Origin of the sequence: Enterococcus cecorum (genome assembly GCF_052119425.1) — a bacterium.
Classification (GTDB): Bacteria; Bacillota; Bacilli; order Lactobacillales; family Enterococcaceae; genus Enterococcus_E; species Enterococcus_E cecorum_C.
In genome coordinates this window covers 59,373-70,638 of sequence record NZ_JBQKFH010000008.1, presented here as the reverse complement: position 1 = coordinate 70,638, position 11,266 = coordinate 59,373, and the positions used below count along the sequence as shown (strand labels likewise).

The window sequence follows — 11,266 nt, the reverse complement described above, 5'->3', positions numbered from 1 at the left end:
GAATAAAAGAAAAGTTAGGATGGATGAGTCCTGTTCAATATAGGCTCCATCTTTTAGCTGCATAATGAAAACGAGACGACCGGAGTCGTCTCGTAAAAAAGTCTAACTTTTTGGGGTCACCTCAGTTGTACTTGGACAGGTTTTTTTGATATTATTTAGTAAAGACATCTTGTTTCACTCCTTAATGGTTTTGGTCGACTTAATTATAGAGGAAACAGATGTCTTTTTCTATTATTATGAGTATAAAAAAAGATATTTAGTGTTATCCTCCGTTTGAGTAACAACACTAAATATCTTAGACCCTTTGTACAAGTTAGGTAAAAAAGAATGCCTCTTAGGAAAAAATAGAACAACACAAAAGAAAGCGATTTATAATGATGATGTAGGCTAAATAGATAAGCGGTAAAGAGGTATGCATATATGAATTTATATACTATTTCTAATGAAAATTTGAAAGTGGGTAGATGTGGATGTTAGAAACGATTGTGGGTATTATGCTTATCGTACTTGGAATGTATGAATTTTATGCTGTTTATAATGTAGTTAAATATACAAAGAAACATGGGGATAAAAATATTTCACCATTTTTACCATTTGGATTGTATAGTGGTAGTGTTTTTGGATTTACTTTAGTTGGATTTGGACTATCGTTGATTTTTCATTTGATTTAAGTAAATATGATTGTATTATGATTTGATGTAAGTAAGCGATTAAATATACCGACTGAGTAAAAAAATGACAAATTAGGTAAATGGTATTTAATTAGTTTGAAGAAATATATATAATCTCTATGAAATTTAATTAACGCACATGATTACTAGCATTTTATTTTTGAAAAGAAAGATATAACAGTTAGGAATCATACTAGTTTCAAAATTAAAGGTATTAAGAGAGGGATATTATGAGTGTTAAATGGTTTTCAGGTGGAAAAGAACGTAAAAATGAGGCGATTATGATTCTTGAATCATTAATAAAAGATCTTGATAGCGAATCTAAAAAATTGCCTGTTCAAAAAGTGCTATTATCTTACCGAGAAGAATTAATAAAAGAGCCTTCATCCATTCCGTTTATTTTAAGCAGGATGAATATTGAAGTTTCGAAAGTGTTGGTTGATAATGGGATTGAATTAACAGCTAGTCAATCAGAAAAAATAAAAGAATTAAGTCGTTTATCACAAATTCGTTATGGATATTAGGTCGCTATAATACACATTTAATGAATTGTATTTGTATAAAACTTATTACGAAAATACAACCTTAGCCCCATGAAGAAAACGCTTGTAAATGTTATGATTATACCAGTAAGTGAATTTCTTAATAAGTGATAAAGCTAAATTGTCAGAGGGTTTACTAACTATATTACATCACTTGTTTAGAAAACGAAGGTGAGAGGATTATTTATGCGAGCAAGGGATAAAACAGGAAAAATAGTTGAAATCTGGCAAATTAGTCGCAAAGGGCCTCAACCAACTTGGGTGAAAGATGCGTTTGCGAAAAACTATTTGGTTTGGATAGACAACCATCTGCGAATTTTATTGGCAGGTATCTCACCTTCCGTTAGTCAAAATATCAAAGACGGGGCAACTGGTTCATTTGGCGGTGGTGGATTCTTAGGTTATTCGATGTATACGTTGGGTTTTTCTGGGGATGTCATTGATATAACTAATCGGAAAATACTATCCCAAAAACAGTTTGCGAAAAGTTACAAAGTCATTAGCGAGCAGGATATGACCTAAAATATATATGGAATCTTTTAGGTTATTATAAATTAGTATAAGAAAAATATTCAAATTGGAGATGTTGTTAGGATGAATGATGTTTTACATATTCGACAATACAAAATTATTTTGGCGGAAAGTGTTCCAGAATTAGCATTGGCTGAGTTGAGTGAATTTGGTACTTGGTTAAATCCTTTACCTAGACATTATGTACTCATTTTAAAATCAAATGAATTATCCATTGCTGATCCGGTTGTTTTTGAAAAAGAATTTAAAGCAAAAACCGCTCTTAGCGATAAGGATGTAACGATTGAAGCAACGTTTGGTCCGTTCACTTTGCAAAGAGCGGTGGATACAAAATGGTTCTAATATTGAAAGAAGGTATGAAAAATGTTTGAAACGATTGCAGGGATTGTATTATTGTTATTAGGCTGTTATCAACTATATGCAACACGAAATGTATTTGTTTACACGAAAAAGTATGGAAATAAAAGTACCTCAGCTTTCCTACCACTTGGTTTATACAGTGGTGGTTTGATGGGCATTGTTTTTCTTGGCTTTGGTGTTGCGCTTACTTTCCATTTAATTTAACAAAAGTAAAAACATATCTTTGCTGTTTAAAGATGCAGTAGAGATATGTTTTTTTGTACAAATTTGAGAGTAAATAATAGGAAATAAACAAAAATAACCTTCATAGTTAAAATTGTTTATTCGCTTCAATCCTATCATATAAATGAATTAATACTGTCTCCAAAGTTGGTTCATCTATTTGTAAGCTGAGCACTTCATTATTTTTCATTAATTCATCTATTAAATCTACTAAGTTATCTTCTTTTGTTAATCTTACTTTATATTTATTATTATTTAGTCTATCTACCGAATAATGTTTCGATATAACTATCTGAGTTTCTTCACATATTTCAATGGTAACCTCTTGAGTTTGTCCAGAATCATTAATTAAATTTTTTAAAGAACCATCATAGAATAGTTCACCTTTATTGATAATCAACACTCTATCAACCAGTTTTTCTATATCCGATAAATCATGTGAAGTAATAAAAATTGTAGTTCCAAATTCTTTATTAATAGATTTTATAACTTTATGTATATTTTCTTTTGCTTTTATATCTAAACCAATAGTTGGTTCATCTAAAAAAACTAAAGACGGTCTATGAAGAAAAGTTGCTAGTAGTTCACACTTTGTTTTTTGACCTAGACTAAGATGCCTAACAGGTATTTTTTCGATACCATTCATATTTAATAATTCAGATAACTGATTAAATGTATCCCAAAATTGTTCTTTGGGTATGTTATAAATCTGTTTTAACATAAAATAAGTATCCATTGCAGGAAGATCCCACTCCAATTGTGATCTTTGTCCAAACATGACCCCAATATTTTTGACATAATGTTTTCTGTTTTTGTATGGTTCAACCCCGTCGACTTTGACGATTCCATTATCTGGTTTTAAAATCCCTGATAGAATTTTAATAGTTGTACTTTTTCCGGCACCATTTAATCCTAAATACCCTACTATTTCACCTTTTTCCAATTCAAAAGAAATATTTTTAAGTGCTTGTACTTTATCAACTTTCCCCCTATTTTTTCTAATAAATGTTTTATTTAGATTATTTACATAGATATGTCCCATAATTCATTTACCTTTCTAATTTCCTGAAGATGAGTATTTACGTTCTAGATGCTTGAATAATATTATCGATATAACATAAAATAATATTCCTACAATAGGACTGATGGCAAGTATTAAGGGCGCGCCTTCTGATTTCTTTAACGTGAAAATTACTGGATAATAAGAAATCAATGATACAGGTAAAATATAGGTAAAGAAGTTTTGAATCGCTTTTGGAAATGAATCCTTAGGGTACTGCATCATTGAAACACTTCCTTGAACAAAAATACTTGTAAACTCCATAAATTGATTAAATATAAAAGTTAAGGAGGCAACTAACACATATATTCCACCATACAAAAAACATCCACACACAGTAACAAAAGGTATATAAAAAACCAATAAGTACCAGTTATCAGGAGAAATATTGGTGACTATTCCAAAAATAAGAACGATTAATGCAATTGCTAATCGGCCAAACCTGATAGGCTGGAAATTAAAGGCTGAAATTTGTAAAATAGTCGAATAGGGACGTAATAAATATCTATCATATTCTCCTCCTCGAATAAGACTTTCCATATTTGTCTCAAATCCTCTGAAAAAAACTTCTGCAAAAGAAAATGAAAAATTAACAATTCCATATATTAAAAAAGTTTCTGATACTGACCATTTATTCAATGAACCAAAAGTATGAAATAGAGCAATCATCCCTAATAGTTCAAAAAACATAACGAGAATTTGATTTAAAATACCAACAATAAAATCTACTTTATACTGTAAATAGGCCTTAAATATTAATTTAACAATTGTAAAATATTTCATAATTTATAATTACCCTCCATTTAGCTCGATTTTTCCTTCAATATCTTTATAAATTATGTAATTAATTGTGTAAAAAATAATTATCCACATTATCTGTATAAAGATTTCAACAATTGCTGTATTCATATCGTATACTCCATTAAAAATTTGTGCAGGTAGGTCAACAATGTATTTAAATGGCTGAAGGTTCAAACCACCTAAAATCCATTTTGGAAAGAAGCTTAAGGGAATAACCATTCCAGAAAGTATATATGCGACAGAACCTATTGTACTTACAAAATTTGTAATAGAAGTAAAATAAAAAGCTAAACAATACATAGAAGTTGTTATAAGTGTACTTAGTTGAATAGCAAGGAAAATAGCGACAATAAAAAGTAAAAAATGCATTGTATTAGGTAAATTTAGCTCTAGGCCCATATTTGGAAAAAGAAGGGATAGTATCAAGGATAGCAAAAAAATCGGTATTCCACGTGAGAGCATTCCTACCAATTTCCAAGATAGTGTTTTTGAAAAAATAAGATTAAAAATACTTGTTGGCTTTATAAGGTCTAGCGCGATAGTTCCTTTTCTGATACTATCAAAATCTGCTCTATTAACCGTCCAAGGTACAATCCCAAATAATATTTGCGTTAACCAAATATACGTTGTTGTTTGAAATTCGTTCATTGGCGAGGACTGTACATTGCTACCAACAAATGCAATTAAGACATAATTTTTAAAAATTGCAAAAAATGTTTGAGTTACAATTCCCGAAATAATAGTAATCTTATACATTCTTGCAAGCTTAATTTGCTTTATAATTTGACTTATTAAAATCAAAAGTTTTTTCTCCTAACGTAATTTTTTACAAAACACATTTTTTCCATTTATCTAACATACTTTTATCATTAATTATAGAAATGAGGTAATTGACGTTCTTCAATCATATCAGAATACAACATTTATTTCTATCATCTAATGCATATTTTTTTCAGCGGATAGAAGACATTGCTTTCAGATAAAATTTTATGAGATTTCTTGCTTTAAATATGAGTATGTAATTAATCATTTTTACAAACTCAGTCAAGATATTTTCAGTTAAATGTTATAGCTACTTTAAATTATTGTGATTTAGAGTAGTTTTTTTGTATCTAAAATAGCGAACAAATTTTCGTTTAAAATGTGACTTTTGCTATTATTAATGGTACAATGAAAGAAAAAATTGAAGGAAAAAGAAGAATGGTTCGTTTTTTACATTGTGCGGATTTGCATTTGGATCGTAGCTTTGAAGGAATGCCACAATTGAGTAAATGGCAGCAATCGTTACTTACAGTGAATCAAGAAGTATGGCAAAGAATAGTTGATTTAGCGATTGAAAAGCAAGTGGATTTTGTCCTTTTAGCAGGAGATACGTTCCATCAGAATCAGCCAAGTTTATATATTCAAAATATTTTTTGTCAGGCGTTGCAACGACTTGAAAAAGAAGAAATCGAGGTCGTGATGTGTTTTGGCAATCATGATTATTACACCCCACAGCGTTATTGGTTTGACTTCCCGGAAAATGTTCATTTATTTACCGAAGAAGCAGTCTCGACACTGATGTTAACAACCAAGTCAAATGAACGTGTGGCTTTTAGCGGATTTAGTTATTGTCAGCCGTGGATTGAAGCAAGAAAGGATGTCGAGTTTCCGTATAAAGCAGTGGATTGTGATTATCATATAGGCCTTTATCATGGGCAACAGGCAGGCAAATATGCACCTTTTCAAATTTCGGAACTAGTAAGTAAAGGCTATGATTATTGGGCATTGGGGCATATTCATGTACCGACGATTTTAAATGAACAGCCGGCCATTGTGTATTCAGGTACGCCACAAGGACATACGAAAAAAGAAGTAGCTACAGGTGTGATGTTAGTCGAATTAACGCCTCAAAGTTGTCATTTCACGCCCGCTCATGTTGCGAGTCTTCGTTTTGGTCAAGTGGATTATCCTATGCCCGTTCAAAGTCAACGTACCCAAGTGTTGGCTGATTTAATGGCAAAACTTTCAGCAGTATCACCAGGCTTTTATCAACTTCATTGGCAGCATTTATCAGAGCAACAGTTACTAGAATATTCAGCTGCCACTCGCTTGGAAATACTAGATTATTTAAATGCGCAATTACAGCGTGCCCAAAAAGATGTCTTTGTTTATGAAATAGTAATCGACCATGAAAAACAAAAGACGAGTCCTGCTATTTTGCCTTCTATGCTTTCAAGTCAAGCATTTGCCTCAGAAGTCTTGGCGAAACAGTTAACGGAGGAATTAGCGAAAAACGGGCTTATTGGTTTTGTTTCTTTAGAAGAATTGATTCCAGAAGTGATGAGACAGGCACAAGAAAATTTAGGTTATGGAGCAGAAGAAAAGGAATAACAGATGAAACTATTAAAAGCAGAAATTACGGAATTTGGTAAATATCGTCAGTTTAGCTTTGACTTTACAGCGGGGAATCAGTTAATTTTTGGCGCAAATGAAGCTGGAAAATCTACTCTTTATCATTTCATCAAGGCGATGTTATTTGGCTTTCCTAAAAAGCAAAAAAGAAAGCGTGATTATGAGACCGATCACGCCTATTATGGGGGAGCGTTGGAAATTGAAATCGATGGCGAAGTTTTGCGGATTGAGCGGATGAAACACCTTAATAAAGGCAAAGCAACGGTGATTATTGGGGATGAAATTTTTCCCGAAAGTTATCTACAAAAGCGTTTAGCCCCTTTAGATAGTCAATTATTTGAACAAGTCTTTACGTTTGATCAAGAACAGTTACAGCAAATCACCCAATTAGATGAAAAATATTTGCAGTCTGCTTTGTTATCATTGGGCATTACTGGTAGTCAGCAATTATTTCTACAGGCCGAGCAAGAAGAAAAAGAGCGGAATAAAATCTTTACTTCAAGAGGACGGGTCTTGCCATTGAACCAAAAACTGGCTGAGTATCAAGCGTTGCAGGCAAACATATATACTTTAGCCGAGAAACAAAAAGAGTTAGCCGCCCAGTCTCAGCAGCTACAGACGTTGAAAAATGCACAGAAAGATTTACAAAAACAATGGCTATCTTTGCAAAAACAAGCGCAACAAATCAAGCAACAGCAAACACATTTTTCCTTGTTTGAAGAATACCAATCTTTGCAGCAAAAGGATTTACAGTTAGCTGATGCTGCAGATGTCCAAGTGTTACAGCAATTTATGCAGCAAAGTCAACAGTTGAGTCAAGATATTCAAGTCTTGGAAAGTCGATTGTCACAACTCGAACAAAAGCAATTATCTAAACGCTATTTATTTTATTTAGATCATGAAGAACAAATCAGTCAATTATTGCAAAGTGAAGGGACGCTTTATCAAGATAGTCAGGCGCATAAACAAATCACGCAGCAATTAGCGCAACTTCCTGATAACACCCAAGATCAGGAAACAGTCTCGCAAGAATTTGTTGCTCAGTATACGCAAATCCAGACGCAGCTAACAACCTTGACGAGCCAACTTACGCATGCGCAACACACCCAACAAGTCGCTGAAGAAAAATTAAATCAGTTTGAGCAACAACACCCTGAACTATTTGGCCAAACAAAAGCGACAACCAGTCCTAAACCACTGCTTATTACGGGATTTGTTGGTGTATTGCTTAGTTTATTGCTTATGAAATTCTCGCCTTTATTTGGTGGTTTAGTCTTTGTATTGGCGATTTTATTGGTGGGACTTCTTTATTTACGGGTTTATCGTGCTTCAGATAGTGAACCAATCAAGCAGCAGTGGCGCCTTTATTTACAAGATTTAGATGAGAAAAATCAAGTTTATCAAAATCTTTTGGAAGAACAAGGGACAATGCAAGAGAAGTTCCAAGCGCTACGCAGTCAATTACCGCTCGATTTACAGCATTTGGATCATGTTTCTTTCATTCAAGAGTTAGCTAAGCGGGATCAAGCAGCTCAGATAAGCAAAAACGCGCAGCAACAGCGACAAGATTTACGTGCTAAATTGGCGCAACTGAATCAAAATATGGCCCAATTTCGGCAAACAGCGGACTTTTTGTATGAATGGTTGCCGATTGCAAATTTATCAATAGCCGAGCAGTTAGGGAAAATTCGCCAATTTAAAGAAGAAATGCAGCAGGAAAAAATAGCACGTGCGTCTCATCCAGTGACTCAAATCATGGAACAAATCAGTCAAAAAAGGCAAGCGCAGCAAGATTTGTTAAAACAAAATCAGACTTTATTGGCTAAATATCAAATCCAACAGGTATCTGATCTACCGTTATGGTTTCGACAAATGCAAGAACGAGCAAGCCAAGTAAAACGCAAAACAGAATTAGCGCAAATGTTAAAAGACTTGTATCCAGATGCTATGACAAAAGCGCAGTTAGCAAGTCAAGAGCAACAAATTTTAAGTCAAGAAACACAGCTACAAGTGCAAAAAGATCAAAATTTGACGCAAATCAAACAAATTGAAGTCAGTCTTGCCCAACAGATGAACGACTTAACCTTGCCAGAACTTTATCAAAAAGAAGAACAAATAAAGGCGGAAATTCAAGAACTCATCTATGAATGGAGTGTGCACTTTGTCATTGAAAAGCAACTTCAATTCCTGGCTGATCAACTTTCTGAATCACAGCTTCCTTATTTGTTCGAACAGGCAGGGCATTTTATGCAAATCTTAACCAATCAACATTATGATAAAATTCAGATGAAAGAAAATGAGTTATTTGTCAACCAACAGTCTATCTATCAGCTTTCTACCGGGACTAAAGACCAATTGATTATGGCCTTGCGATTTGCTTATTTAGCGATGCAACAAAAAAATATTAGTCCAGTGGTGATTGACGACGGGTGGCTACATTATGATAGTCAGCGCAAACGGTCTTTGGCGCAACTTTTAGCAGAATTTGCGAAAGATTATCAAGTGATTTGTTTATCTTCGGACCGAGAAATGGTAAGCTATTATCAAGAACTTCATCAAGTAGTCAAACCATTATCTTAAGAAAGAAGGAATGTGCAGATGAAAAAAATCAAAGAATATCAAGTCGATGAAGAAATGCAACTCTTTGCTTTGATTAAAAATGCCGATGTGCGGATGGCGAAAAATGGTAAGAAATTTATTGCTTTTACGTTCCAAGATACATCTGGCACGATTGATGGCAAGTTTTGGGATGCCTCTGAAGAAGAAATTGCCCGTTTTGAAGCAGGCAGAGTGGTCTTTTTAAACGGCAAGCGCGAAATCTATAATGGCAATCCTCAGGTAAAAATTTTACATTTACGTTTGGCTAAGTTAGAAGAGCCTAGTGATCCTAATCTTTATATGGAACGCGCTCCGATGAAAAGGGAGGCAATGGAAGATTACGTCGGCAAAACGATTTTTGAAATTTTAAATCCAAGTTGGAATCGAATTGTCCGCCATCTTTTAAGTAAGTATAAGAAAGCTTTCTTTGAATTTCCGGCTGCGAAGAAAAATCATCATGCCTTTTCAGGAGGGCTCGCTTATCATACCGTAACGATGCTAAAAATTGGGCATTCACTTGTTGATATTTATCCTGAGTTAAATGCTTCACTGCTCTATGCCGGAATTATTTTGCATGATTTAGGTAAAGTATTGGAATTAAGTGGAGCGATGACGACAGAATATACGGTGGCTGGTAATTTGATTGGGCATTTAGTCTTAATCGATGAAGAAATCACCCAAGCATGTATGGAATTAAAACTAGATCCAAATAAAGAAGAGATTGTCCTTTTACGTCATATGGTTTTAAGTCATCACGGGTTATTAGAATATGGTTCTCCAGTGCGTCCAAGAATTATGGAGGCCGAAATTTTACATCAAATTGATAATATCGATGCTTCGATGCAAATGATGCTGACTTCGATTCACCAAACGACACCAGGTGAATACACGGACCGTATTTTTGGCATGGATAATCGTAGTTTTTATGTACCAAACTTAAACTAATCATTAAGAAAAGCTTATTTTTGAAATTTTTATGAAATATGTTTTTAAAAGTCTATTATTTTGGTGGATTTGTGGTATAGTAAGACTTGTGAACTCGAAAAAGAATTTAGGAGTGTTAATTTAGTTATGAAGAAAAAAGCATTATTAGCTACTTTGGCGGCTGTTTCTGTTTTAGGTTTAGCAGCTTGTTCCAAAGACTCTGATCAAACTATCGCCTCAATGAAAGGACAAACCATTACTGTTCAAGATTTCTATAATGAAATTAAATCAAATTCTACTAGCCAAAGCGTGGTTCGTAGCATGATTATTTACGATGTGTTTGACAAAGCATATGGCGATAAAGTAACCGATAAACAAGTCGATGCAAAATACAAAGAACAAGCAAAACAATACGGTGATAGCTTTGAATCTCAATTAAAAGCTGCTGGCTATACAAAAGAAAGCTTCAAGAAAACTATTCGTCAACAATTAGCTTTAGACGCTGGTTTGAAAGCACATGTAAAATTAACCGATGCAGATTATAAGACTGCTTGGGATTCATTCCATCCAGAAGTCACTGCACAATTCATCCAAGTTTCAAGTGAAGATGAAGCGAAACAAGTGATTGAAGAAGCGAAGAAAGAGGGCGCAGACTTTGCAAAAATTGCGAAAGAAAAATCAATCGCAACAAGCAATAAAGGTAAAGATGTGAAATTTGATTCTACAAGTTCAGATGTACCTACAGAAGTGAAATCAGCTGCCTTTGCGTTAAAAGATGGCGAAATTTCAGCTGAACCAATCGCGGTAACTGATGCATCTACTTATCAAACTTCTTACTATGTCGTTAAAATGGTGAAAAACCAAGCAAAAGGCAACGACATGGATAAATACAAAAAGACTTTGAAGAAGATTGCTACTGATAATAAATTAAATGATTCTACCTTTGTGACAAAAACAATTGGTGAAGAATTGAAGAAAGCCAATGTGAAGATTAAAGATAAGACTTTCGCGGATGTATTATCTACTTACATTGATGCAACGAAGACAAGTTCATCATCAAAGACTAAATCTTCAAAATCAGAAACAAAAGAATCATCAAGTTCAAGTAAAGAAGAAACAAAAGAATCTTCTACTTCAACTTCAGAATCTAAATAATCGATGAA

General features: G+C 33.6%; 12 protein-coding genes. 9 read left to right on the top strand and 3 right to left on the bottom strand.

The window, feature by feature from the left end:
- Nucleotides 1-464 precede the first annotated feature (464 nt).
- The 5 genes from ACTQZM_RS03315 to ACTQZM_RS03295 all read left to right on the top strand — a co-directional run bounded on the left by ACTQZM_RS03315 (nucleotide 465) and on the right by ACTQZM_RS03295 (nucleotide 2,308).
- Nucleotides 465-671: a hypothetical protein gene (locus ACTQZM_RS03315; protein ID WP_235426194.1), complete on the top strand. Its 207-nt coding sequence runs from the start codon at nucleotides 465-467 to the stop codon at nucleotides 669-671.
- Between the two features lie 230 nt (nucleotides 672-901).
- Nucleotides 902-1,195, top strand: coding sequence for a bacteriocin immunity protein (locus ACTQZM_RS03310; RefSeq protein WP_052845639.1), 294 nt, complete (start codon nucleotides 902-904; stop codon nucleotides 1,193-1,195).
- 204 nt (nucleotides 1,196-1,399) lie between these two features.
- The gene (locus tag ACTQZM_RS03305; RefSeq protein ID WP_441652883.1) at nucleotides 1,400-1,735 is read left to right on the top strand and encodes a hypothetical protein; all 336 of its coding nucleotides are present in this window, start codon (nucleotides 1,400-1,402) and stop codon (nucleotides 1,733-1,735) included.
- A gap of 72 nt (nucleotides 1,736-1,807) precedes the next feature.
- Nucleotides 1,808-2,086 (top strand): hypothetical protein, encoded by a 279-nt coding sequence (locus tag ACTQZM_RS03300; protein ID WP_441652882.1) that lies wholly within the window; start codon nucleotides 1,808-1,810, stop codon nucleotides 2,084-2,086.
- A gap of 21 nt (nucleotides 2,087-2,107) precedes the next feature.
- Complete coding sequence (locus ACTQZM_RS03295; protein ID WP_047341885.1) at nucleotides 2,108-2,308, top strand: hypothetical protein; 201 nt, start codon at nucleotides 2,108-2,110, stop codon at nucleotides 2,306-2,308.
- A gap of 106 nt (nucleotides 2,309-2,414) precedes the next feature.
- Here ACTQZM_RS03295 and ACTQZM_RS03290 read toward each other — a convergent pair whose 3' ends face one another.
- Genes ACTQZM_RS03290 through ACTQZM_RS03280 form a run of 3 tightly spaced genes read right to left on the bottom strand, consistent with a single transcriptional unit; the run spans nucleotide 2,415 to nucleotide 4,988 of the window.
- The gene (locus tag ACTQZM_RS03290) at nucleotides 2,415-3,368 is read right to left on the bottom strand and encodes an ABC transporter ATP-binding protein (protein ID WP_052845638.1); all 954 of its coding nucleotides are present in this window, start codon (nucleotides 3,366-3,368) and stop codon (nucleotides 2,415-2,417) included.
- 15 nt (nucleotides 3,369-3,383) lie between these two features.
- Entirely contained in the window at nucleotides 3,384-4,169 is a 786-nt protein-coding gene (locus ACTQZM_RS03285) for an ABC transporter permease (protein ID WP_047341884.1), read from the bottom strand.
- Nucleotides 4,170-4,178: 9 nt separating this feature from the next.
- The gene (locus tag ACTQZM_RS03280) at nucleotides 4,179-4,988 is read right to left on the bottom strand and encodes an ABC-2 family transporter protein (protein ID WP_047341883.1); all 810 of its coding nucleotides are present in this window, start codon (nucleotides 4,986-4,988) and stop codon (nucleotides 4,179-4,181) included.
- Nucleotides 4,989-5,387: 399 nt separating this feature from the next.
- On the opposite strand from ACTQZM_RS03280, the gene ACTQZM_RS03275 reads away from it, so the two are divergent.
- From ACTQZM_RS03275 to ACTQZM_RS03260, 4 genes are all read left to right on the top strand, one after another.
- Nucleotides 5,388-6,560, top strand: a complete 1,173-nt coding sequence (locus ACTQZM_RS03275; protein WP_047341882.1) for a metallophosphoesterase family protein — start codon at nucleotides 5,388-5,390, stop codon at nucleotides 6,558-6,560.
- Nucleotides 6,561-6,563: 3 nt separating this feature from the next.
- Nucleotides 6,564-9,161, top strand: a complete 2,598-nt coding sequence (locus ACTQZM_RS03270; RefSeq protein ID WP_047341881.1) for an ATP-binding protein — start codon at nucleotides 6,564-6,566, stop codon at nucleotides 9,159-9,161.
- An 18-nt stretch (nucleotides 9,162-9,179) separates the two neighbouring features.
- Nucleotides 9,180-10,124, top strand: coding sequence for a 3'-5' exoribonuclease YhaM family protein (locus ACTQZM_RS03265; protein ID WP_047341880.1), 945 nt, complete (start codon nucleotides 9,180-9,182; stop codon nucleotides 10,122-10,124).
- A gap of 126 nt (nucleotides 10,125-10,250) precedes the next feature.
- On the top strand, nucleotides 10,251-11,258 hold the full coding sequence (locus ACTQZM_RS03260) for a peptidyl-prolyl cis-trans isomerase (protein WP_047341879.1): 1,008 nt from the start codon (nucleotides 10,251-10,253) through the stop codon (nucleotides 11,256-11,258).
- Nucleotides 11,259-11,266 lie beyond the last annotated feature (8 nt).